This is a genomic window from Sphingobium sp. RAC03 (genome assembly GCF_001713415.1).
Taxonomy (GTDB): Bacteria; Pseudomonadota; Alphaproteobacteria; order Sphingomonadales; family Sphingomonadaceae; genus Sphingobium.
In genome coordinates this window covers 2,327,662-2,351,130 of the sequence record NZ_CP016456.1, presented here as the reverse complement: position 1 = coordinate 2,351,130, position 23,469 = coordinate 2,327,662, and the positions used below count along the sequence as shown (strand labels likewise).

Genomic DNA, 23,469 nt, shown 5'->3' with positions numbered 1-23,469 from the left:
GCTTCCTCGTCAGGAAGCGAAACCGTCATTTATTGTTAACACCAGAAAATAGGGGATTTCACCAGCTATTTTCGTTTCATTCCAAATTCGGTCAATAGTTTGTCTTCATGGCGCGCATCATCCGCTGCCACCAGAGCGGAGTTCCGAGACGATGCACCGTCTGCGGCGACGGCGCCATCGTTCGGAGATCAACCGGGTTGGAAGCACCGTAAAGCGCCAGACCCGCCAAAGTTGCAAAGGCGGGGCCACTATGCGCTTCGGGCATGGCGGACAAGCCCCTTGGCCGCCCGATCCGCACGGCGCGGCCCAGCGCGCCCTGCGCATAATCGGCAATGCCCTTCATTTCCGCGCCGCCGCCGGTCAGCACCACCTGCCGCCCGGTCGGCGTGTTGAAGCCCATGCCCGCCAGCGCCGTATTCACTTCGGCCATGATCTGGTTCAACCGTTCGCAGATGACGCCGACCAGCGCCGCGCGGGTGATCTTGCCACCCTCCGCATTCGGCCCGGCCGCCTGCCCCGCCGCCGCACTTTCGCCATGGGGCGCGGCAATCTCGATCATCTCGCGGAAATCGCGCGGATTCTGCATCGCCGAACCATAGAAGCATTTGATCCGCTCCGCCTGGCTGCGCCGAATGCCGAAGGCCGACGCGATATCGTCGGTAATATCCGCCGCGCCGATCGGGATGCTATGCAGCCCGACCAACATGCCGCCCGCATAGAGCGAGACATTGGTCACCCCCGCCCCGATCTCGACCAACGCCACGCCCAGGTCGCGCTCCTCTTCGGACAGGCAGGCAAGCCCGGTCGCGATCGGCGCAGCGACGATCGAATTGACGTTGAGATAGGCTCCCCGCACGCACAGGTCGAGATTGGCGAGCGGCGCGCCATCGGCCAGCACGACATGAATATCCACGCCCAATAGGTCCGCATGCATCCCCAGGGGCTTTTTCACCGGCACCCGGCCATTGATGGTGAAGCAAGTCGGCTGCGCATGCAGCACGACCCGGCCATCGGGGTCGATGCCTTGCTGTCCGGTGGTCAGCAGATCATCGATATCCGCCTGCTCGATGCGATAGCCCGCCATGTCGCGCTCGACCGTGACGACATCGCTGACCAGGCTGCCGCCCGAAAAGCTGACCCACACATCCTCGATATTGGTGCCCGCAACCCGCTCGGCCTGCTCAATCGTTTCGCGCACGGCGAGTTCGGTGCGCTCCATATCGGCGATGAAACCCCGCCGCACGCCCCGGCTTTCGCGCTGGCCCGTGCCCAATATCGCCAGCTCGCCCGTGTCGGTCCGCCCCGCGATCAAGGCGGAGACCTTCCACGATCCGATATCGATCGCGGTGATCAGCTTTTCGACCTTGGGCTGTGCCATCCGACTTAGCCCTCTTCCTCCGCGGGCGCAGCGCTCGCGGTCTTGCCGTCGGTGGCCATCGGCTTGTCCTCGACCTTGCCCTGGGGCAGGCGCAGGACGAAACGATCGGGATCACGCATGTCGAACTTGACGATCCCGCGCCCCAGCAGGCGGTTGACGCCATCCATCCGCGCGAAATTCACCAAGGCCGCCGCGCTGCCCTTGTCGCCTTCGGGCAGCGACAGGGTTTCGCCCGACTGGAACCGCAGATCCCAGCGGCGATTGCCGACCCAGGTCGCGCCCGCCAGCATCGGCTTCAACGCCGGCGCATTGTCCATCAGCGCGTTCAGCCCCGCCGTCTGCCGATTGGCGTCCGGCCCCACCACCAGCGGCAGGTCAGGCATCGCATTGGCCGACACAGGCTGCAGCACCACGCCCGTCACGTCGATCAGGTGCAGCCGCCCGCCATGCTGCCACACCGCCACCGGATCGCGCTCGACGATGTCCACCACCAGCGTATCGGGCAGGCGACGGGAAATGCGCGCATCCTTGATCCAGCCGAGTTTCAGCATCTCACTGCGCACCTTGGGCAGGTCGAGCGACAGCATCGACCGATCGACCTGGCCCAGCGCGATATTATAGACCGGCAGCTCGTCCATCCGCTCGACGCCGCGCACCTCGACCTTGTCGACCTCGAACCCGGCGCGCGCGGCCAGCAGCGCCGCCTGCTTATGCGCCATGGCGGGCACGCCGAAGAACATCGCGACGCCGACCACGCCCGCGCCGAAAATGCCGACGATCGCCCAGCTTGCCATGCGTTGCAGCGTCGCTTCGCTGACCGGCAGCGCCTCGATCACCCGGTCCAGCGTCGATTGCCGCTTGAGCGTGCGGCCGCGCCGACCCTTGGCCGCGGTATCGCGCGCGCTGCTCAATCGCGTGGAGCCGCCCCGTCTGATGCGTGTCTCAGCCATGTTCCGTCCCCCCGGCGCGCGACAGCGCTTGCTCGACAATAGTCTCTACCAACGTGGCATAGTCAATGCCCAGCTTCGCCGCCTGTTCAGGCACGAGGCTCAAGGGCGTCATGCCCGGCTGGGTGTTGACCTCCAGCAGATAGAGCCCCTCAATCCCCTGTTCATCGTCCCAGCGGAAATCGGCGCGCGACGCTCCCTGGCAGCCCAGCAATTGATGCGCACGCAGCGCGATCGTCTTGCAGGCTTCGGTGATGTCGGGCGGAATATCGGCGGGGCAGACATGCTCGGTCATGCCATCGGTATATTTGGCATCGAAATCGTAAAAGCCGCTCTTAGGGCGCAATTCCGTCACCAGCAGCGCTTCATTGCCCAGCACGGCCGTCGTCAGTTCGCGCCCGCGAATATAGGGTTCGGCCAGCAATTCGGGGAAATCCTGCCACGGGCCGACACTGTCGCGACCGATGGGATGGCCATAATTGCCCTCCGCCGTGACGATCGCCACGCCGACCGAACTGCCTTCATTGACCGGCTTCAACACATAGGGACGCGGCAACGGATCGCCCGCAAACAGGCTCTCGCTCGCCACGATCTTGCCGCCGGGCATGGGAATGCCATGCGGCACCAGCGCCTGCTTGGTCAGCTGCTTGTCGATCGCGATGACCGACGTCGCCAGGCCCGAATGGGTGTAGATCAGGCCCATCAGGTCCATCATCCCCTGCACCGTGCCATCCTCGCCCGGAACGCCGTGCAGCGCGTTGAACACGACATCGGCCTTGGCCTCGGCGAGACGCGCCGCGACATCACGATCCATGTCGATCCGCGTGACCCTATGCCCCCGCGATTCGAGCGCCTTGGCAACGCCCTCCCCACTCATGAGGGAAACCGGCCGCTCCGCCGACCAGCCACCCATCAGGACGGCGACATGCCACGGACCACGGGTCATCGCATTCCTCCCCGGCACGGTTCGGCAGAGTCACGTGCCTCTGCCGAAGGGGACCGCTGGCGAAGCCAGTGGTGGAGGGGGCGTGCAGCGGGGCGAGCCCCCTCCGTCAGGCCTTCGGCCTGCCACCTCCCCGTACCGGGGAGGAATTGGCTGTCCATCATCACTTCACCATACCCACCCGCTGAATTTCCCATTCCAGTTCCACGCCGCTCTTGTCCTTCACCCGCCGCCGCACTTCTTCGCCCAGCGCTTCGATATCCGCGCTGGTGGCGTCGCCCAGGTTGAGCAGAAAATTGGTGTGCTTCTCGCTCACCTGCGCGCCGCCCAGTTGCAGCCCGCGACAGCCCGCCTCATCCACCAGCGCCCAGGCCTTGTGCCCATCGGGGTTTTTGAAGGTCGATCCGCCGGTCTTGCTGCGCAGCGGCTGGCTGGCTTCGCGCGCGGCGGCGATCCGGTCCATTTCCGCCTGGATCGCGGCCGGTTCACCGGGAACGCCGCGAAAGGTCGCGCTGACCACGACAGCCCCCTCCGGCAGGGTCGAGTGGCGATAGCTATAGCCCAGTTCATCCCTGGAAAGCGTCACCCGCTCGCCCGACCGCAGCACCACGTCGCACGACAGCAAAATGTCGCATGTCTCGCGACCATAAGCACCGCCATTCATCCGCACGAACCCGCCGACCGTGCCGGGAATGGAGCGCAGAAATTCCAGACCCGCTATCCCCTTGTCCCGCGCGGTCGAGGAGACGAGGATGCCCGATGTCCCGCCGCCGCAGACCAGGGTGGTCGCGTCCAGCGCCTCGACGGTGGCAAAGGGCTTGCCCAGCCGCACCACCACGCCCGGCACGCCGCCATCGCGTATGATCAGGTTGGAACCAAGGCCGATCGCCATCACCGGCACCGCCGGATCGAGCGCGGACAGCAAATCGGACAAGTCCTGCGCATCCTTCGGCTCGAACAGCCATTGCGCCGCACCGCCCGCCTTGAACCAGACGAGCGGGGCCAGCGGCGCATCGGGCTTGATCGTGCCACGGACAGCAGGAAGGGCCAGGCTCAACCGCGCACTCCCCACATATTCATCCATTTTTTCATGGACTTAATGCCAGCCTCTTGCGGCTGGGTCGCGGCCATGCCTGCCTGTACGTTTTGCTGTGCGGCATCGATCATGTCGCGCGCGGCTTCGACGCCCTGCATCTGCACGTCGATCATCCGCTTCTGCATTTCCAGGCCAACGGCGAACAGTTCGAACATCAGACCGCTTCCTTGACCTTGGCGGACACCGCCGCCGCAAGGCCCGCCGCCCATTTGGTGATGTCGCCCGCGCCCAGGCAGACGATCATGTCGTCCGGCTGGATGTCAGCGGCGATCGCATCCACCAGTTCGTCCATATCCGCCACGGTGGAGGCATGGCGATGCCCCCGACGCTTGAGCCCCGCGACCAGCGCCGCGCTGTCCACGCCCTCGATCGGCTGCTCGCCAGCGGTATAGACGGGCGTTGCGTAAACCATGTCCGCATCGTTGAACGCTTGCTGGAAGTCATCCATCAAATCGCGCAGTCGCGTGAAGCGATGCGGCTGGACCACGGCGATCACGCGACCCTGCGCGCCTTCGCGCGCCGCCGCCAGCACGGCCTTGATCTCGACCGGATGGTGGCCATAATCGTCGATCACGATGGCACTGCCATCCCCGATCGCAATCTCGCCTACCTTGGTGAAGCGCCGCTTGACCCCGCCAAACTTGGCAAAGCCCGTCTGGATCGTCGCATCGTCGATCCCCATGTGCAGCGCCACGCCGATCGCCGCCATCGCGTTCAGCACATTATGGCGCCCCGGCATCGGCATTTCGATCCCCTCGATCTTCCGCGTCGATCCATCGCGCTCGCGCACCTGGATATCGAAGCGGTTGCCGCCGGGGAAGCTCACCACATTGTCGCCGCGAATATCGGCCTGCGCCGAAAAGCCATAGGTCACGATCCGCCGGTCCTGCACGCGCGGCAAGATCGCCTGTACTTCGGGATGGTCGAGACACAGCAGCGCCGCGCCATAGAAAGGCACATTGCCGACAAATTCGACAAAGGCGTCCTTCACCCGGTCGAAATCGCCATAATGGTCGAGATGTTCGGGGTCGATATTGGTGACGACGGCGATGGTGCCGTCCAGCCGCAGGAAGCTGCCGTCGCTCTCATCGGCCTCCACCACCATCCAGTCGCTATTGCCGAGCCGCGCGTTGGAGCCATAGCTGTTGATGATGCCGCCATTGATGACCGTAGGGTCCACCCCGCCAGCATCGAGCAACGCCGCGACCATCGACGTCGTCGTGGTCTTGCCATGCGTTCCCGCGACGGCAACGGTGGATTTGAGGCGCATCAACTCGGCCAGCATCTCCGCCCGGCGGATAACCGGCACGCGCGTTTCCAGCGCCAGCTCGACCTCCGGGTTGCCGCGCTTGATCGCGGTCGATGTCACCACCACCGCAGCATCGCCCAGATTTTCCGCCTTATGGCCGATCATCACGCGAATGCCCTTGGCCCGCAATCCTTCGACCACATAGCCTTCGGCCACGTCCGATCCCTGAACGTCATAGCCCAGATTGTGCATCACCTCGGCAATCCCCGACATGCCGATGCCGCCAATGCCGATGAAATGGATCGTGCCGATGTCCGTGCCGACACCCTTCATGAGCGAGATTCCTTCAGGTTCATCATGTTGTGATCCTCCCCTGGCAGGGGAGGTGGCAGGGCGAAGCCCTGACGGAGGGGTGTCGCCCCATCGATAGGGTGACACCCCTCCACCGGCTCCGCCGGTCCCCCTCCCCTTACAGGGGAGGATGCATGGGTCGGGATCTGGCTCACGCCGGAACCCCCGCCAGATTGAGCGTCGTCGGCATCGGCCCGACCCGCACCGGATCATTGACGATCGGCGCATGGCCGATGCTTTCCAGCAGGTCGGCCATGTCGCGCGCGGCATTCGGACGGCCGCAGCCCCATGCGCGCTTCGCAGCGTTCTGCAGCGCGCCCGGCTCCATCGCCATCTTCTGCATCTGCTTGGCCAGTTCGACGGCGGTAAAGCGCGCCTGCGTAATGGTGCGCGCGCCGCCTGCCTCGGTCATCTCGCGCGCATTGGCGGTCTGGTGATCGTCCATCGCACTCGGCAAGGGGATCAGGATCGCGGGCCGCCCGGCGCACGTCAGTTCCGCCAGCGTCGAAGCCCCCGCCCGCGCGATCACCAGATGCGCCCAGCCCAATTTCTCCGGCACATCGTTGAAATAGGTGGCGAGGTCGGCGGGGATTTCCATCTCCGCATAGGTTTTGCGCACGCGATCAATATCCTCGGCGCGGCATTGCTGCGTGACCTGCAACCGGCGGCGCAGCGCGACCGGCAGCATCGACAGGCCTTCGGGCACGACGCTCGACAGGATGGACGCCCCCTGGCTGCCGCCGATCACCAGCACCCGGAACACGCTTTCGTCGGTCAGCGCCGGGAAATCCTCCTCACGCAAGGCCTTGACCTCCTCGCGCACCGGATTGCCGATCAGATGGACCTTCGCATCATATTTGGGCTTGAGCCGCTCGACCCCCGGATAGGCCGTCGCGATCGCATCGACCCGCCCGGCGAGCAGGCGGTTGACCCGGCCCAGCACCGCATTTTGTTCATGGATCGCGGTGGGGATGCCATCGGCCAGGGCACCCAGCAAGGCGGGCATGGCGGGATAGCCGCCAAAGCCGACGACCGCCGTGGGCCGAAACGTCTCGTTCAATCGCCGCGACATGGCGCGCCCCGCGAGGATCGCCTTCAACGCCCCCGGCCAGCTTGCCGGGTTCTTCGTCATGCGGCCCGCCGGCATGATATGCACTTGCGCCCGGTCGAAGATGCCGGGGATCTTCGCGCCGCGCTCATCCGTGATCAACGCGACATGATGGCCGCGCGCCATCAGCTCTTCGGCGACCGCGTGCGCGGGAATCATATGACCCCCCGTCCCGCCAGCGGCCAGGACGAAGTGACGGGAAATGCTCATCGACCACTCCATTTGACGACCGTATGCCGACCCATGAAGGGGTTGCGTCGCGTGAAGGCGAGCAACAGGCCGACGCCGATGCAAAGCGCGAGCATAGAGGAGCCGCCATAGCTGATAAAGGGCAGCGTCATGCCCTTGGACGGAAATATCTGCGCATTGACGCCCATATTGATGATCGCCTGCAATCCGAACTGGGTGGTGAGGCCTGCGGCGGCCAAAATAGTAAACACATCCTCCTCGTCCAGCAGGCGCAACAGCACCCGCACGATGATGGCGAGATAGACGCAGGCGATGGCGATGCAGGCGAGCAGCCCGAACTCCTCGCCAATCACCGAAAAGATATAATCGGTATGCGCTTCGGGCAGGCGAAACTTATGCTGCCCCCCGCCAGGCCCGACGCCGGTAAAGCCGCCATGGGTGATGGTGCGGAAGGCAAGGTCGGTCTGGTCCGGCCCCGCACTCTCGTCCACGCCGATGCCCAGGAAGTCGTTGAAACGCTGACGGCCATTTTCATAGAACATATAGACCGCGACCAACCCCGCGAGGCCTGCGCCGATCAGCGCGCCGATCGCCCGCATCGACACGCCCGACAACAGCAGCAACACGCCCCAGCAGGCGCAGAAGATCACCGTCTGGCCGAAATCGGGCTGGCGCATCAGGACGAGCGCGATCAGCGCCGTGGTCACGCCGGTCAGCGGGATGACCGGCAAAGTCTGGTCCTTGCCGCGCAGCGACAGCAACCAGGCCAGCGTCACCACATAAGCGGGCTTCAGAAACTCCGACGGCTGGAAACGGAAGCCCGGCAAGTCGATCCACCGCTTCGCCCCGTTCACCGTACTGCCCAGCAGCGGCACCACCAGCAGCATCACGAAGAAGAACATAGCCATGAAGGTCGCCAGCCGCCGCGCCTGCGGCCGGGGCAGCATGGAAATGACCAGCATGATGGGGAGACCAAGCAGGACGAAGAAGAGCTGGCGATAGAAATAGACGAGCGGATTGACCGCAATCTGCGCCGTCGACCGATCGATCGCGGCCACCGGCGAGGCAGCGGCCACCGCCACCAGCCCGATCGCCATCAGCGCGACGATCAGCGACAGGAGGACGCGGTCGATCTCCCAGAACCAGATGGCGAGCGCGGTGCGTTCGCGCGGCACGGTGCGGGTGCGAAACCCCTTCACCAGGTCGCCAGCTCTAGACATGCGCGTCGTCCCTTCCCTGTTCATGCCCTGCCGCCGATGCCATCTAGTCGAGCGCCGCGACGGCGGCGACGAACGCATCGCCGCGCGCCTCGAAATCGCGAAACTGGTCGAAACTGGCACAGGCGGGCGAGAGCAATATCACGTCGCCGGGCTGCGCGATGCGCGCGGCGCGGCGGACGGCGGCGCTTAGCATCTCGCTATCGTCCACCGCCATAGAGGGGCGCAGCAGGTCAGCGAACATATGCCCCGCTTCGCCGATCGTATAGGCATGGGCGACATTGCCGAAATGGGGCACGCACTCGTCCAGATTGTCGGACTTGGCGACGCCGCCGAGTATCCAGTGGATGCGGGGCTTACCGTCCTTCGCGGGCCAGGCGGCGAGCGCAGGCGCGGTCGAGGCAGCGTTGGTCGCCTTGCTGTCGTTCACGTAAAGAACGCCGTTTCGGGTCGCCACCGCCTGCATCCGGTGCGGGAGACTGGCATAGCTGACAAGCGCATTGGCCAGCGTCGCGTCATCGATGTCGAGCGCCTTGGCAACGGCGATCGCGACAGCCGCATTCTGCGCGTTGTGCGGCCCTTGCAAAGCGGGCCAGCCCAGTTGGGTATCGGGATCGATGTCTCTGACCCCAACCTCAATCACGTCATCCCAGCGAACGCTGGGATCTCTCTTTTCGTCCGTTGCCGAAGAAGAAGAAGTGGGATTCCAACCTGCGCTGGAATGACGGAGTTTTTCAGCGATGGATCGGCTCGGTTCATCCTCAGTCGCGATCACCGCGACATGGCCCGCCGACTGCATCGCGAACAACCGCGCCTTGCTCGCCACATAACCTTCGAAGCCGTTATAGCGGTCGAGATGATCCGGCGTGATGTTGAGCAGCACCGCGACATCGCAGTCCAGACTATAGGTCAGGTCGATCTGATAGCTGGACAGTTCCAGCACATAGACGCCCACCCCTTGCAGGTTCGGCTCCAGCGGCGGCTGGCCCAGCACAGGCAGGCCGATATTGCCGCCCATGACCGTCGGATAGCCCGCCTGTTCGATGATATGGTGGATCAGCGCCGTCGTGGTCGACTTGCCGTTGGTGCCGGTGATGCCGACGACCTTGTGCGGCGGTAGCGTCGGGCGGGCGAGCGCGAACAATTCGATGTCGCCGATGATCGGCACACCGGCGATCTTCGCGCGCATGGCGATCGGATGCCGGTTCAGCGGCACGCCCGGCGACACGACGATCCCATCGAAGCCGGTCAGGTCGATCTCCATCGGATCGCCCAATTCGGCCCGACCTTCCACCTGCGCCCGCGCCATTTCCTGGCTATCCCACGCCACGACCCGCGCCCCGCTGGCCAGCAGCGTTTCGACCGTGGCAAGCCCGGACCGCGCCAGCCCCAGCACCGCATAGGTTTTGCCTGCAAAGACGTCCGAGACGATCATCGCAGCTTCAACGTCGCAAGACCGGCGAGCGCCAGCACGAAGGCGATGATCCAGAAGCGGATCACCACGGTCGGCTCGGCCCAGCCCAGTTGCTCGAAATGATGATGGATCGGCGCCATCTTGAACACGCGCTTGCCGGTGCGTTTGTAGAAGAAGACCTGGATGATGACGCTCATCGCTTCGACCACGAACAGGCCGCCGATGATGCCCAGCACGATCTCATGATGCGCCGTCACCGCAATCACGCCGATCGTTCCACCCAGCGCCAGCGATCCGGTATCGCCCATGAACACGGCGGCGGGCGGCGCGTTGAACCACAGGAAGGCGAGGCCCGCCCCGATGATCGCACCGCACAATATCGTCAGGTTGCCCGCCCCCGGCACATGCGGAATGCCCAGATAGTCGGCGAAGTCGGCGCGCCCGACCAGATAGACGATCAGCATGAAGGCGAGGCAGGCGATGATGACCGGCATCGTCGCCAGCCCGTCCAGCCCGTCGGTCAGGTTCACCGCATTGCCGAACGCCACGATCACGAAGGCGGCAAAGCAGAAATAGAAGGGCCCAAGCTCGATCGCCGGGCCGTTATAGAATGGCACGTAGAGCGCGGTATTGCCATGGCTGTTGACGATCATCCATGCCGCGACGCCCGCGATCAGGAACTCGAACGCCAGCCGCATCTTGCCCGACAGCCCCTTGTGGCTGGCCTTGGTCACCTTGTCATAATCGTCCAAGAAACCGATCGCGCCAAAGCCCAGCGTCACGAACAGACAGGCCCAGACATAGGTGGACGACAGGTCCATCCACAGCAGCACCGAAATGATCATGGAGGTCAGGATCATCAGCCCGCCCATGGTCGGCGTGCCCCGCTTGGCCAGATGCGTCTGCGGGCCGTCATCGCGAATGGGTTGGCCCTTGCCCTGGCGGACGCGCAGCCAGCCGATGAATTTGGGGCCGATCACCAGACCGATGATGAGCGCGGTGAAGATCGCCGCGCCCGCGCGAAAGGACAAATAGCGGATGAGGTTGAAAATACCCTCGAAATCCATCGTCTGGGCAAGCCAGTACAGCATCAGTCTTGTTCTCCGTCGGCAAGGGCCGCGACCAGCCGGGACAGGCCGATGCCGTTCGATCCCTTGACCAGCAGCGCGTCGCCCGCGCGCAGTTCAGTTTGGATAAGGGGGATGGCGCTCGCCGTATCGGTGACATGCGCGAAGGGCAGCACGCCGTCCAGCGCATCGGCGAGCGGCTGCATTTTCGTGCCGACCAGGATGACGTAATCGATCCCATTGTCGCGCAGCACGGGCGCGATGTAGGCATGGAGTTCCGCGCTGCGACTGCCCAGTTCGCGCATCCCGCCCAGCACCGCCAGGCGACGGTCGGCTGTCTCCCGGCCGAGTTGCCGCAACGTCGCCGCCATCGACAGCGGATTGGCATTATAGCTTTCGTCGATCAGCAACGCCGTGCCACCGCCAACCGAGACGGTCCGCCGCTCGCCCCGGCCCGGCAGGCCCGGCATCTCGGCCAGCGCCAGCCCCGCCGCCGCCAGATCACCGCCGACTGCGTCGACCGCCGCCAGCACCGCCAGCGCATTGGACACCCAATGATCGCCCGGCGCGGCGACCGTGAAGCACAATTCGGCATCGGGCAGCTTGGCCGTGACCAGCGTGCCACCACCCGGCGCGGGCACCGTTTCGCGCGCATGGACATCGGCCTGCGGACTGGTGCCGAAGGTCAGGATGCGCCCGGCATGACGCTCCGCCTTGTTATAAAGCAAAGCCACATGCGGGCTGTCATAGGGGATGATCGCGGTGCCGCCCGGCTCCAGCCCCTCGAAAATCTCGGCCTTGGCCTCGGCGATCGCCGCCTCGGTGCCGAAAAATTCGATATGGGCGGGCGCGATGGCGGTGACGATCGCGACATGGGGCCGCACCTGCCGGGTCAGCGCGGCCAGTTCGCCCGCATGGTTCATGCCCATTTCGAATACGCCGAACGCCGTGTCACCCGCCATCCGCGACAGGCTGAGCGGTACGCCGACATGATTGTTGTAGCTTTTGACTGAGCGGTGAACTTGCCCCGGATGCGCGCGATCCAGCGCCTGGAACAGCGCCTCCTTGGTCCCGGTCTTGCCGACCGATCCAGTGACGCCGATCACCTTGCCACTCATGCGCTTGCGCGACGCGCGGCCCAACGCTTCGAGCGCGGCGGCGCTATCGGGGACCAAGATATGGGGATGATCCACCGGCTCGCTGACGATCGCCCCGGCCGCGCCCTGGGCAAAGGCCTTGTCGAGGAACTTATGCCCGTCGGTCGCCTCGCCCTTCATCGCGACGAACAGGTCGCCATCCGTCACTTCGCGGCTGTCAAACGCCACGCCCGAAACGGCAAACGGCGCCGACGCGGCGCCGCCCGTTGCCTGAGCGATATCTGCGGAGGTCCACAATGGCCCCGTCACGCGCCCTCCTCCCCGTTCGCTTCGAGCAGCTTCGAGCGAAGTCGAGAAGCGTCCGTCGAGAAGGCAGCGCATAGTTCTCGACAAGCTCGAACCGAACGGAGGACGGATGGCAGGCTCACTCCGCGCACTCCCGCGCCACGGTCACATCGTCAAAGGGCAGCACCCGGTCGCCGATGATCTGGCCCTGCTCATGCCCCTTGCCCGCCAGCAGCACGATGTCATCCTTGCCCGCCTGCGCGATCGCGGCAGCAATCGCTGCGCGACGCCCGCCAATTTCCTCGGCTCCTCGCGCGCCCGCCATGACGGCGGCGCGGATCGCAGACGGCTCTTCGGAACGCGGATTATCATCCGTCACGATCACATGATCGGCCAATTCCGCCGCCACCTGCCCCATCAATGGCCGCTTGCCCGCGTCCCGGTCCCCGCCCGCGCCGAACAGCGCGATCAGTCGCCCCTTGGTATGCGGGCGCAGCGCCTCGATCGCGGCTTTCAGGCCATCGGGCGTATGCGCATAATCGACATAGACCGGCGCGCCCGTCTTGCTGATGACCGCCCGTTCCAGCCGCCCGCGCACGGGCTGCACCCGGCCCAGCAATTCCAGCACCTTGGCCACGTCCCCGCCGGTCGCGATGACTAGCCCCGCCGCCGTCAGCGCATTGGCCGCCTGATAGGCGCCGATCAGCGGCAAGTTGACGGTATAGCTTTTGCCCTCGACCTCGATCGCCAGCAATTGCCCCAATTGCGTCGGCGTGCGCGAGACAAGGCGCAGCGCCTCCCCCTTCTCACCGACCGACAGCAGCTTGAGGCCACGCGCCGCGACCCGCGCAATCACCTTGTCCGACCAGGCGTCATCGGCCCACACCACCGCCGCGCCATCGGCCGCGACCACTTCATCGAACAGCCGCATCTTGGCGTCGAAATAGCGGTCCATATCGCCATGATAATCGAGATGGTCGCGCGACAGGTTGGTGAAGGCGCCCGCGACGACCGGCAATCCTTCGGTCCGATATTGGTCCAGCCCATGGCTCGACGCCTCGAACGCGGCATGGCTGACGCCCTCGCGGCGCAGACCCGACATGTTGGCGAGGAAGGTAACGATGTCGGGCGTCGTGAGACCCGTGGAAACCTGGTCGACCGACGTCGTCACGCCCAGCGTGCCGATGGAAGCCGCATGATGCCCCATCATCCGCCACAATTGCCGCGCCAGTTCAACCGTCGACGTCTTGCCGTTGGTGCCGGTCACGGCCACGGTCACATCAGGGAAAGGCGCAAAATAACGCGCGGCCAGCTGCGCGAACAGGCGACGCGGATTGGCGTGCGCAATATGGATCGCGCCCTCGACCACCGCTTCCGGCCGGGCGACGACGGCAATCGCGCCTGCCTTCACCGCATCAGCAATATAATCCTCGCCATTGACGCGCAGCCCCTGGAACGCGCCGAACACCGTGCCGCGCGCAACCTTGCGATTGTCGATCGCAAAGCCAGTGATGTTCTGATCAAGGTCAGCGTCCGCCCCGACATGGGCGTCCAGACCGTCGATCAGGGAACCCAGCCGTGTCATTCGCTCTCTCCCTTGGCCTTCCACAGCAGCGGCATCAGGTCCGAAATATCCACGTCGCGGCGCTCATCGGGCATCACGCCGAGCATCGGCCCGACCCGTTCGACCACGCGCTTGACCACGGGCGACGCGGTCCAGGCGGCGGTGCGCAGGCCGAATGTCTCCGCATTGCCCTTGGGCTCGTCCATCATCGCCAGGACGACATAGCGGGGATTATCCATCGGAAAGGCAGAGGCGAACGTCGTCACCAGCGAACTCTTGTTATAGCGACCTTCTTCGGGCTTCTCGGCGGAGCCCGTCTTGCCACCCACCCGGAAACCCTTGGCGTCGGCGCTGCGTCCTGTACCCTCCGACACGATCATCCGCAACAGCTGGCGCATCCGCGCGCTCGTGGCGGCGGTGAAAACGCGGCGGCCTTGCGGCACATCGTCCCCATCCAGCTTGCGCAACGTCGCGGGCCGCCACATCCCGCCATTGACGAGCGCAGCATAGGCACTGGCCAAGTGCAGCGGCGTCACCGCGATGCCATGGCCATAGGACACGGTCATCGTCGTGATCCGTCCCCAATTGGCGGGCCACAGCGTCCCGGCGCGCTCTTTCAGCTCGATCGGCGCGCGCTGGTCGAAATGCAGGGCGCGGAACAAGTCCTGCAACGGGGCCGCCCCCAGTTCGTCGGCGATGCGCGCGGTTGCGATGTTGGAACTATGGACCAATGTTTCCGGCACGTTGATCCACCGCCCCATGGCGTGATCGTCCTTGATGCGGAACCCAGCGATGGCGATCGGCGCGGTCGCATCATAGCGCTTGCTCATCGACGTTACGACGCCCTTGTCCATGGCGGCGGCGATCGACAGCGGCTTGAAGGTCGACCCCAGCTCGTAGCGCGCCTGCACGATCTGGTTGCACAGCGGCGACTGGCTGCAGCTCTTGCCCGCATAATTTTGCAGCTTGTTGGGATCGAACACCGGGATCGAGGCCATGGCGATCACTTCGCCGGTGTTGACGTCCAATATGATCCCGCCCGCACCACGCGCGCGCTGCGCCACCATCTGCGCATAAAGCTCGCTTTCCAGCGCGCCCTGCACTCGGCTGTCGATCGAAATGGCGAAGGGCTGGCCGCGCAGCGTCGCGTCGGTCAGCCGATCGTTGAAGGCTGACTCGACGCCCATCCCGCCGACGCCATTGCTATCAGGGGCAAAGCCCAGAACATGCGCCGCCAGCGTCCGCTGCGGATAGAGACGTTCCTTCTCACGCGGAAATTCGATGCCGATTTCGCCCAGCGCATTTACCGCCGCCACCTGTTCGGGCAGCGCGCGGCGGCGCAGATAGGCCCAGCCTTTGCCGGTCAGCTTCTTGTAGAAGACTGCCTCGGCTTCGTCGGGGAAGATTTCGTGCAGCTTGCGCGCCAGTTCAGCCGGTTCGCCGATCAGCTTGGACGGGCGCACCGCCACTGAATAGGCATCCATCGTCCGCGCCAGCGGCACCCCGTTACGATCGACAATATCGGCGCGCGCGGGCAAAAAGGCCGACAGCGCATCATCGCCCTGCCCGCTCTGCGTGAAGATACCGACCCAGAATAGCCGCCCGATCACGATCAACGTGATGAGCATGAACAGGATCAGCAACAGCATCAGCCGGTTATGCGCGACGGCGGTCAGGCTGACGCGCTGCCGCCCGACACGGGCATGGCCGGGCTGAACGATGATCGTGGCCATCAGCGCGCCCCTTTCTTGCGTTCGCGCGCTGCCTTGGCGCTCAAGTCGCCCAGCGTGCTGTCATCCAGCAGCTTGGCATCGAGCATCGCCATCCGCTCGGCCTTGCGCGCGACCGGATTGGGCTTCGACACATCGGCATCGACCTTGGCCTGTACTGCGGGCGTGCGCGGCGGCGTGGCCTTGGCCAGCTTCTCGACATTGTCGGCAGCATGGGCTTCGCGAATGACGGCGATGTCGCTGCGAATCTGGGTCGCGGCGGGACTGGCGGGCGCGGCCTGCGGCGCGGACGGCAGGTCGGCGGGGGTTTCGACCATCGCCACCATCACGGGCGGCGCGACATAGTCGGGGCCATTGGGCTGCACCCCGTCCAGTTGCGCCAGTGCGCGCTCACCCGCCAGATATTGTCCGGCGGTCGGCGTGCCATACATGAAATCATGCTGGTTCCAGCTTTCCAGCTGCCGCATCGAGGCGCGCGCGCTGAATTCCGTTTCCAGATAACGGATCTCACCCTGGGTCCGCGCAATCTGCGCACGCACCCGCATCAGTTCGTTGCGCTCGGTCGCGACCTTGAGCGACACCATATAGGCCCCCAGCGCGCCAAGCGCGACCAGGATCACCCAGATCAGGCTCTGCAACCTCTTGACGGCGATCATGGACGGGCACTCCGGGCGGACGGGACAACAGGGGATTGGGCAACGGGGGCAGCGGTACGGACGGCGCTGCGCAAAGTGGCGGATCGGGCGCGGGGGTTGCGCGCCAGTTCCGCTTCACCGGCCCGCACCGCCTTGGCCGGCTTGGCGAAGGTCGGCGCGGCGCTCGCCTGCTTTTCGGGCATATGGCGCGATCCGCCCCCATCGCCCCCGCTGCGATTGCGCAGGAACTGTTTGACGATGCGGTCCTCCAGGCTGTGGAAGGTGACGATCGCCAGGCGACCGCCCTCCTCCAGCAGCGCTTCGGCCGATTCCAGCCCGCGCTCCAGTTCCTCCAATTCGCGATTCACATGAATGCGGATCGCCTGGAAGGTACGGGTGGCGGGGTCTTTCTTGTCATGCGGCTTGTGGCCCAGCGCGCGGCGCACGACGCTGGCAAGCTGCGCCGTCCGCTCCAGCGGACGCGCCATCACGATCGCGCGGGCGACCCGGCGCGACCGTGGCTCGTCGCCATAGCGATAGATGACGTCGGCAATCTCTTCTTCGGCCGCTTCGTTCAGGAAATCGGCGGCGTTCATGCCCGCCTGGCTCATCGTCATGTCGAGCGGGCCGTCAGCCTGAAAGGAAAAGCCGCGATCGGCCCGGTCGAGCTGCATCGAGGATACGCCGATATCGAGCGTCAGGCCCGACACCGACTCGATGCCCTGTTCGGCCAGCAATTCGCGCATCCGCGAAAACTCGCCCGCGATCAGCAATATGTCGTTCGCCGCGGCGACGGCCTGGCCTTCGCGGATCGCATCGGGGTCGCGATCGAAGGCAATGACACGCGCGCCCTTCGCCGCCATGGCGCACGAATAGCCGCCCGCGCCGAAGGTGCCATCGACATGGATTTCGCCCGGCGCAATGGCCAGGGCTTCCAGCACTTCATCCAGCAGTACGGGGATATGCGGAACGGTCTCGGTCACTTGCCGCCCTCTGCCGCGCGCGCATCGAGCCAGCGCTTTGCCTTGTTGCGGATGACTGCCGGACGATCGGGGCTGGCGACCAGCGCCTTGGGATCCCAGAGCTGGAAATAGAGGCCTACGCCCAGAAATACGACCGCGTCGGTGATGCCCACTTCTTCCTTGATATCGGGGTGCAGGAAGAAGCGGCCGCCATCGTCGAAATTCACGTCTTCGATCATGCTCAGGCGGTTTTCGCGCTCCAGATCGCCGTTGAAGGGGCGGTTCGCCTCACGCGCCAGCCGTTCCAGTTCGGCGACTTCATCATACAGGAACTGCTTGTATGACAGGCCAAAGCCGGTGGCGCAGCCATTGGCCATGTGGATCGACAGGCACAGCCGGTTCTCGCCGCCGCTGGCCTGCTTGACCTGCTTGCGCATCTCCAGAGGCAGCACGAACCGGCCTTTGCCGTCCGCGACGCTGATTGCGTTGCCTGAATAGAGAATTGCGTCCGACACGGCGACTAGCGGCCCCTTTCCCATGGGGCACAGATTTCCTGCCCACGGAACCGCGATCGCGAATCCCGATGCACAGGACTGATCAACGCCTGATGAACCCCAATGCGAGATTACCTATCAAGCATAGGCTGGGCTGCAAAGGGAATTTTCGGGATTTACCGGGAAAACCCGGTCAAAAATGGGATCAACCGCTTTTCGGCGCTTCTCCTTCGGGATATACCTTCTTTGTTCTCGCGCCGCCGCCCGGCCTGACCCTGTGCGACAGCCCCGCACCCATCACGGCCCAGCCCAGCCCAGCCAGAATCGCCCAGCGCAGCGCAGCGACCACGTCCGCCCCTTCGCGCATCCAGCGTCGGTGGCCGGGGATCGCTGCGCCCAGCCATTGAACGACGCGCGCGGGCGTGTCGGCGCTCCAGACGCGAGGATCGAGCGGACGGGCGGGATCGGCGAGCCACAGCCGATCATCGATCAGGTCCGCATCGCCCAGCAGCACGACCTCACCCCGGCCGATCCGCTTGCGCTGCACCAGGCCCCCGCCCCCCGCCATCTGCGCCCCCGACAGGGTGAGCAGGGCGCCGTCCGGCAGGAACCAGCGCCGTTCCCCGTCCTCGATACGGTCGAACGCAAAGCCCCAATGGCCCAGCAACGGCTCCAACAAGCTGGTGGCGGGCGCGCGGCGACGGTCGCCCATCGGCAGGTCGGACGGCCAGCGCAGCAGCGGATCGGCCAGCACCACCGCCCTGCCCCCGCCCCGCACCCAGCGATCGACCGCCACCAAGGCTTCAGGCGTCATCGCGCGCGGCTGGGCGAGCAGCAGCAGGCGCGCCCGCGACGGGTCCAATCGCCGTGCATCATCGATCGGCTGGAGGGTGAAACGGGTGCGCAGCACGGTGACGATCGCCGCATCGGCCCGTCCCTGCTGATCCCAGAACAAAGGCAAGGCGGTGATGACCGCCAGGGCCGGGCGATCGGCGACGGGTTGGATCGGTTGTGCCGGGCCGCGCCACGCCAACAGGGCCGCCAGAGCCAGCAAGGCAATGCCACCGGCCATGCGTTTTGCGCGATGTGGAAAAGCATCCCGAACCAACGCAGCGCCGAAAACCGCTGATAATGCAACCAGAATCAACCCGATCGTCGCTACAGGATCAGGCCACCGCCCCGCCGCAAACCCGCAGAAGAGCAACGCCGACACGACGCCACCCATGGTCCAGGCCAGCAACGGCCATCCCTGCCTTGCCAGCAACAGCCCCATCGCCGCCATCACCGCCAGCGCGGGCCAGGCCCAATCCCACAGGTCGGTCTGGCCAGTCACAAAAGCGCGCTGCAGCCCGGCGAGCAAGATCGCCAGGCCCGGCAGCCACAGGATCAGGACTCGCTTCAGCGCCGCCATCATGGGCGGCTTCTCCTGATCCTGGTCATCAGCGTCAGCGCGACGGCTGCGCGGGGTCGCGATCCATGGGATTACGCAAATTGGGGTCCGGCTCAAGGTCAGGGACCAAAGGCGCCTGCTCCGGCGCGGGCTGCACCCCCAGTTCGGCAAGCGGGTCTCTGGGCGACACGGCCGCATTGCTGGCCATCGTCGGCACCGCTGGCGGCGGCAGCGCCGCATCGTCCACCCGCGCCTTTTCGATCACGATATTGGCAAGGCCCACCAGCAACACGACGCCCGCCAGTCCGGTCAGGCCGATCTGGACGCGCTGCAACCCTTCCACGCGGCGGGGTGTCTCAGCCATGAACTTGCTCATTTTCTTGTCGCCGCGACCCGTGTCGGCGCATCAACCATTGTGCGCGAGCCAAGGGAAGACCGTCAACCCCTTCGCTTCGAGCCACTGGCGATTATAGAGCGTCGAGAGATAGCGGAAACCCGTGTCGCACAATATGGTGACGATCCGCTTGCCCGGCCCCAATTGCCGCGCCAGCGCCACCGCGCCCGCGACATTGATGCCCGACGAGAGGCCGAGGCACAGCCCTTCCTCGCTCAGCAAGCGGCGGACCCATTCCAGCCCTTCCTCGTCCGAGATGCGGAACTGGGTGTCGATCGGCGCGCCTTCCAGATTGGCGGTGATCCGGCCCTGCCCGATCCCTTCGGCGACCGATGACCCTTCGGCCTTCAATTCGCCATGGGCATAATAGTTGAACAGCGCCGCGCCGTGCGGATCGCTGAGCGCGATGGTGATGCCCTCATCCTTGGCCTTGAGGCCGAGGCCAACGCCCGCGATCGTCCCGCCGGTCCCCGCCGCACAGGTGAAGCCGTCGATCCGCCCTTCCATCTGGGTCCAGATCTCTTCCGTCGTGCCGACGATATGCGCTTTGCGATTGGCGATATTGTCGAACTGGTTGGCCCAGATCGCGCCTTCCGTCTCTTCCGCCATGCGGCGCGAGGTGTGGACGAAATGGCCGGGGTTGGAATAGGGCGCAGCCGGCACGGTCACCAATTCGGCGCCGAGCGCGCGCAGCGTATCCATCTTCTCGCGGCTCTGGGTTTCGGGCATGACGATGATCGACTTATAGCCCTTGGCATTGGCGACCAGCGCCAGGCCAATGCCGGTATTGCCCGCCGTCCCCTCGACGATCGTCCCGCCCGGCTTCAACAGCCCGCGTTCTTCGGCATCATTGACGATAAACAGCGCGGCACGGTCCTTGACCGACGCGCCGGGGTTGGCGAATTCGCACTTGGCGAAGATGTCGCAGCCCGTTTCCTGGGAAGGGCCGGTGAGGCGCACCATCGGCGTGTTGCCAATCAGCGCGAGACTATTGTTCTGGAGCAGCATGGCATGACGCATAGCGGACGCAACGCGCCTTTGCCAAGCAAGGGAATGATGGCCCGGTGAAAGAGCCGATTGTTAACGCAGCCGCTGGTTAACGTCCCATCGCGGCACAGCGCAAAATCCGGCAGGCAATTTTTAGCTTTTTGCCTTATGGGGCAGCGCAGGCAGCCCGTGGCTGCGGCGATAAGGTCTTGAAATGCAGCGGCTCGAACGGTTCAGCGGATGGAAGGGACGCAGCGCGGTCATAGGACTTGCGCTCTTGGCGCTGGCCGCGCCGCGCTTCATCACCGCCGCACCGCTCGACATGCTCGATGGCGATCAGGGCCGTGCGTCGGCCGACCCCGCCGAAGAATCGGCGGCCAATTTCCCCGGCTCGGCCTTTTTCTTCGCACAAGGCGCGTTCGATCCCGTGCCGGGCGTCGAAACCGTGCAGAGCCAGCATGTGCTGGGCCTCGATGCGGTCAAGGCCGCCCCCGCCACCATCTTTCGCGGCCTCACCCCGCTCGACAGCTATCGCGCGGTCAACTGTCTGACCTCGGCCATCTATTATGAAGCCGGAAACGAGCCGGAGGATGGCCAGCGCGCCGTCGCGCAAGTGGTGCTCAACCGGGTGCGTAGCCAGCTCTGGCCCGATACGGTGTGCGGCGTCGTCTATGAAGGGTCCGAACGCACCGACTATCGCTGCCAGTTCACCTTCAGCTGCGACGGCGCGATGGCGCGGCTGCCTGCGGCCGCTTCGTGGAACCGCGCCCGCCGCGTCGCGCAGGAGGCGCTGAACGGCACCGTCTATGCGCCGGTCGGCCTCGCCACCCATTATCACACGCTCGCCGTCCGCCCGGACTGGTCGTCCCGCCTGCATGCCGTGGCGGTCATCGGCGCGCATATCTTCTATCGCAATCCCGGCTTCAACGGCACGCCCGCTGCCTTTCGCGCGGTCTATCTGGGCCGGGAAACCCAGTCCGGCCCGGCGCGCCGCGTCTGGCCGACCCGCCCAGTGGCTCCCGTCGAACTGCTCGCACCCGCCTATAGCGCCCCAGCGCCAGCAAAAGCGGTACCTGCAATCGGCTGGACGCCGCCTGCGCCCCAGGCCGATGACAGCCTGCCGGAATCGACGATCCGCCCGGAATATCGCAATAGCGGCCGGCCGCTGATCTGACTTTTGATGATGGCCGGCACCCTATTTTAATCTTAACGGCCTGTTGACCATCAAAGTCCTTGAAAAGACGCACGATAAAAAGTGCAAATTTTTGACGCCGGTTTGGAACCAGATTTCGGCCTTGTGGGTTCTATATTCAGGACAGCAAATCTTTTGCCCCCCGCTCTTGCTGTCCAATATTATGAGCCCGGAATGCTTCCCCCCCCGACGCGTTCCGGGCTCAACCTTTTTCCGGGCAAGATAATATTTGAAATCATTATATTTTTCACCGCCGGAACGCTTTATCGGGCGGCGGGTTCTGATCTGCGTCACCGGCATGGCGCAAACCAACCGGTCGCGAAGTTTCTCAAGGAGACGGTCTATGACGAAGAAGATTTTCGCAGCCCTGCTGCTCACCGGTTCGCTGATGGTCGCCGCCTGCAACACCGTCGAAGGCGCTGGCCGCGACGTACAGAGCGCCGGCGAAGCGGTCGAACGCGCTGTCGACTGACCTGCACGATTTTCTGATTTGCCTCCCAGGCATCAATGAGGTCTGCCCCCAAGGGGCAGGCCTCTTTTTTTGCGGGTTCAGGCCGCCGCCTCTTCCGCCTCTTCACCCTTGGCCTTGCGCCGATCGGTGAACCAGATCGCCATGATCGTGATCTCGTAGAGCAGTAGCAGCGGGATCGCGAGCATCAGTTGGGATACGACATCGGGCGGCGTCAACACAGCCGCGACAATGAAGGCCGCCACGATCATATAGCGGCGCAGGCCGATCAACTGCGCCCGGCTGACAAAGCCCGCGCGGTTCAGCAGCATCAACAGCACCGGCATCAGGAAGCTGATTCCGAACGCCAGGATGAATTGCATCACCAGCCCCAGATACGCGTCCGCGCTCGGCAGCGCCTCGACCTGCAAGCCGCTGCTATTGCCCTGAAACTCCAGAAAGAAGTGGAACGCCGTCGGCATCACCACGAAATAGGCGAGGCTCGCGCCCATCCCGAACAGGAAGGGCGTGGCCAGGATGAAGGGCAGCAGCGCCTTCTTTTCCTTGGCATAGAGCCCCGGCGCCACGAACGCCCAAAGCTGATTGGCGATGATCGGGAAGGACAGGCAGAAGGCCCCGAAAAAGGCGATCTTCACCTGCACGAAAAAGGCTTCGTAGAGCTTGGTATAGACGAGCTTCCCGCCGCCATCGCCAAAGGCTTCCTTGAGCGGATGCACCAGGATCGCGAAAAGCTGTTCGGAAAAATAGAAGCATAGCGCCCCGGTCAGGGCCAACGCGTAGACGCATTTGAGCAGGCGACCGCGCAGTTCGATCAGATGGTCGAGCAAGGGGGCCTTGCTCTCGTCTATATCGCCGATCATGCCGCCGCGTCTCCCTTGGGCGTCGCGGATGCTTCGGCGACATAGGGTGGCCCATCAGGCGCAGCGGCTGGCATCGGCGCGACAGGCGCGGATTCGGCCACGAACGGCGGCACTTCCACTAGCACAGGCACGGCCGACTGCGCGACATAGGGTGGATGCTCGTCAGCCGCCGCTGGCGCGTCCAGCGCTTCCATAGCAGGGGCGGCGCTTTCGGGCGGATGCTCGGCCATGATCCGCTTATTCTGGTCGGCCCATTTCTTTTCCAGTTCTTCCAGTTCGACTTCGCGCACCATCGCGTCCAGGCCCGTGCGGAAATGGCGGGCCATGCCCTGCGCCTTGCCGATCAACTGCCCCACCTTGTAGAGCGCGCGTGGCAAGTCCTTTGGCCCGATCACGATCACCGCAATGATCACGATCACCAGAAACTCGGTGGAATCGATGCCGAACATGG

The 23,469-nt window shown here is 64.9% G+C and carries 23 protein-coding genes; 2 read left to right on the top strand and 21 right to left on the bottom strand.

What is annotated here, in order from left to right; all coding sequences use genetic code 11:
- Positions 1 to 91 precede the first annotated feature (91 nt).
- From ftsA to BSY17_RS15870, 19 genes are all read right to left on the bottom strand, one after another.
- Positions 92 to 1,378, bottom strand: a complete 1,287-nt coding sequence (gene ftsA / locus BSY17_RS15960; RefSeq protein WP_037480110.1) for a cell division protein FtsA — start codon at positions 1,376 to 1,378, stop codon at positions 92 to 94.
- 5 nt (positions 1,379 to 1,383) lie between these two features.
- Positions 1,384 to 2,328 (bottom strand): cell division protein FtsQ/DivIB, encoded by a 945-nt coding sequence (locus BSY17_RS15955; protein WP_069066211.1) that lies wholly within the window; start codon positions 2,326 to 2,328, stop codon positions 1,384 to 1,386.
- Complete coding sequence (locus tag BSY17_RS15950) at positions 2,321 to 3,271, bottom strand: D-alanine--D-alanine ligase (protein WP_069066210.1); 951 nt, start codon at positions 3,269 to 3,271, stop codon at positions 2,321 to 2,323. The genes BSY17_RS15955 and BSY17_RS15950 overlap by 8 nt, the downstream gene beginning before the upstream one ends.
- Positions 3,272 to 3,431: 160 nt before the next feature.
- Positions 3,432 to 4,352: a UDP-N-acetylmuramate dehydrogenase gene (murB, locus tag BSY17_RS15945; protein WP_083217146.1), complete on the bottom strand. Its 921-nt coding sequence runs from the start codon at positions 4,350 to 4,352 to the stop codon at positions 3,432 to 3,434.
- Positions 4,322 to 4,519, bottom strand: a complete 198-nt coding sequence (locus BSY17_RS15940; RefSeq protein WP_069066209.1) for a hypothetical protein — start codon at positions 4,517 to 4,519, stop codon at positions 4,322 to 4,324. Before BSY17_RS15940 ends, murB begins: the two co-directional genes overlap by 31 nt.
- Positions 4,519 to 5,946: a UDP-N-acetylmuramate--L-alanine ligase gene (gene murC, locus BSY17_RS15935; protein WP_069066208.1), complete on the bottom strand. Its 1,428-nt coding sequence runs from the start codon at positions 5,944 to 5,946 to the stop codon at positions 4,519 to 4,521. The genes BSY17_RS15940 and murC overlap by 1 nt, the downstream gene beginning before the upstream one ends.
- Positions 5,947 to 6,115: 169 nt before the next feature.
- Complete coding sequence (gene murG / locus BSY17_RS15930; protein ID WP_069066207.1) at positions 6,116 to 7,282, bottom strand: undecaprenyldiphospho-muramoylpentapeptide beta-N-acetylglucosaminyltransferase; 1,167 nt, start codon at positions 7,280 to 7,282, stop codon at positions 6,116 to 6,118.
- Complete coding sequence (locus BSY17_RS15925; protein ID WP_069067025.1) at positions 7,279 to 8,481, bottom strand: FtsW/RodA/SpoVE family cell cycle protein; 1,203 nt, start codon at positions 8,479 to 8,481, stop codon at positions 7,279 to 7,281. The genes murG and BSY17_RS15925 overlap by 4 nt, the downstream gene beginning before the upstream one ends.
- Positions 8,482 to 8,524: 43 nt before the next feature.
- Entirely contained in the window at positions 8,525 to 9,913 is a 1,389-nt protein-coding gene (gene murD / locus BSY17_RS15920; RefSeq protein WP_069066206.1) for a UDP-N-acetylmuramoyl-L-alanine--D-glutamate ligase, read from the bottom strand.
- On the bottom strand, positions 9,910 to 10,983 hold the full coding sequence (gene mraY, locus BSY17_RS15915; protein ID WP_069066205.1) for a phospho-N-acetylmuramoyl-pentapeptide-transferase: 1,074 nt from the start codon (positions 10,981 to 10,983) through the stop codon (positions 9,910 to 9,912). The genes murD and mraY overlap by 4 nt, the downstream gene beginning before the upstream one ends.
- Positions 10,983 to 12,365, bottom strand: coding sequence for a UDP-N-acetylmuramoyl-tripeptide--D-alanyl-D-alanine ligase (locus BSY17_RS15910; RefSeq protein ID WP_069066204.1), 1,383 nt, complete (start codon positions 12,363 to 12,365; stop codon positions 10,983 to 10,985). Before BSY17_RS15910 ends, mraY begins: the two co-directional genes overlap by 1 nt.
- A 115-nt stretch (positions 12,366 to 12,480) precedes the next feature.
- Positions 12,481 to 13,926, bottom strand: a complete 1,446-nt coding sequence (locus BSY17_RS15905) for a UDP-N-acetylmuramoyl-L-alanyl-D-glutamate--2,6-diaminopimelate ligase (protein WP_069066203.1) — start codon at positions 13,924 to 13,926, stop codon at positions 12,481 to 12,483.
- Positions 13,923 to 15,638 (bottom strand): peptidoglycan D,D-transpeptidase FtsI family protein, encoded by a 1,716-nt coding sequence (locus BSY17_RS15900; protein WP_069066202.1) that lies wholly within the window; start codon positions 15,636 to 15,638, stop codon positions 13,923 to 13,925. The genes BSY17_RS15905 and BSY17_RS15900 overlap by 4 nt, the downstream gene beginning before the upstream one ends.
- Entirely contained in the window at positions 15,638 to 16,291 is a 654-nt protein-coding gene (locus BSY17_RS15895) for a colicin transporter (RefSeq protein ID WP_069066201.1), read from the bottom strand. Before BSY17_RS15895 ends, BSY17_RS15900 begins: the two co-directional genes overlap by 1 nt.
- Complete coding sequence (gene rsmH, locus BSY17_RS15890; protein ID WP_069066200.1) at positions 16,288 to 17,253, bottom strand: 16S rRNA (cytosine(1402)-N(4))-methyltransferase RsmH; 966 nt, start codon at positions 17,251 to 17,253, stop codon at positions 16,288 to 16,290. The genes BSY17_RS15895 and rsmH overlap by 4 nt, the downstream gene beginning before the upstream one ends.
- Positions 17,250 to 17,747, bottom strand: coding sequence for a division/cell wall cluster transcriptional repressor MraZ (locus tag BSY17_RS15885; protein WP_069067024.1), 498 nt, complete (start codon positions 17,745 to 17,747; stop codon positions 17,250 to 17,252). The genes rsmH and BSY17_RS15885 overlap by 4 nt, the downstream gene beginning before the upstream one ends.
- A 184-nt stretch (positions 17,748 to 17,931) precedes the next feature.
- On the bottom strand, positions 17,932 to 19,140 hold the full coding sequence (locus BSY17_RS15880) for a Gldg family protein (protein ID WP_083217144.1): 1,209 nt from the start codon (positions 19,138 to 19,140) through the stop codon (positions 17,932 to 17,934).
- A gap of 31 nt (positions 19,141 to 19,171) precedes the next feature.
- Entirely contained in the window at positions 19,172 to 19,480 is a 309-nt protein-coding gene (locus BSY17_RS15875) for a hypothetical protein (protein WP_037479264.1), read from the bottom strand.
- Positions 19,481 to 19,522: 42 nt separating this feature from the next.
- Positions 19,523 to 20,518, bottom strand: coding sequence for a cysteine synthase A (locus tag BSY17_RS15870; protein WP_069067022.1), 996 nt, complete (start codon positions 20,516 to 20,518; stop codon positions 19,523 to 19,525).
- 193 nt (positions 20,519 to 20,711) lie between these two features.
- Between BSY17_RS15870 and BSY17_RS15865 the strand changes: the two genes are divergently transcribed.
- Positions 20,712 to 21,671 carry a cell wall hydrolase gene (locus BSY17_RS15865; protein ID WP_069066199.1) on the top strand — a complete coding sequence of 320 codons (960 nt, stop codon included), beginning with the start codon at positions 20,712 to 20,714 and terminating at the stop codon, positions 21,669 to 21,671.
- A gap of 361 nt (positions 21,672 to 22,032) precedes the next feature.
- The gene (locus tag BSY17_RS15860) at positions 22,033 to 22,161 is read left to right on the top strand and encodes an entericidin A/B family lipoprotein (RefSeq protein WP_037476638.1); all 129 of its coding nucleotides are present in this window, start codon (positions 22,033 to 22,035) and stop codon (positions 22,159 to 22,161) included.
- 77 nt (positions 22,162 to 22,238) lie between these two features.
- On the opposite strand, the gene tatC is transcribed toward BSY17_RS15860, so the two are convergent.
- A complete protein-coding gene (tatC, locus tag BSY17_RS15855; protein ID WP_037476637.1) occupies positions 22,239 to 23,018 on the bottom strand; it encodes a twin-arginine translocase subunit TatC in 780 nt (259 codons plus the stop codon).
- Positions 23,015 to 23,467: a Sec-independent protein translocase protein TatB gene (gene tatB / locus BSY17_RS15850; protein WP_069066198.1), complete on the bottom strand. Its 453-nt coding sequence runs from the start codon at positions 23,465 to 23,467 to the stop codon at positions 23,015 to 23,017. Before tatB ends, tatC begins: the two co-directional genes overlap by 4 nt.
- Positions 23,468 to 23,469 lie beyond the last annotated feature (2 nt).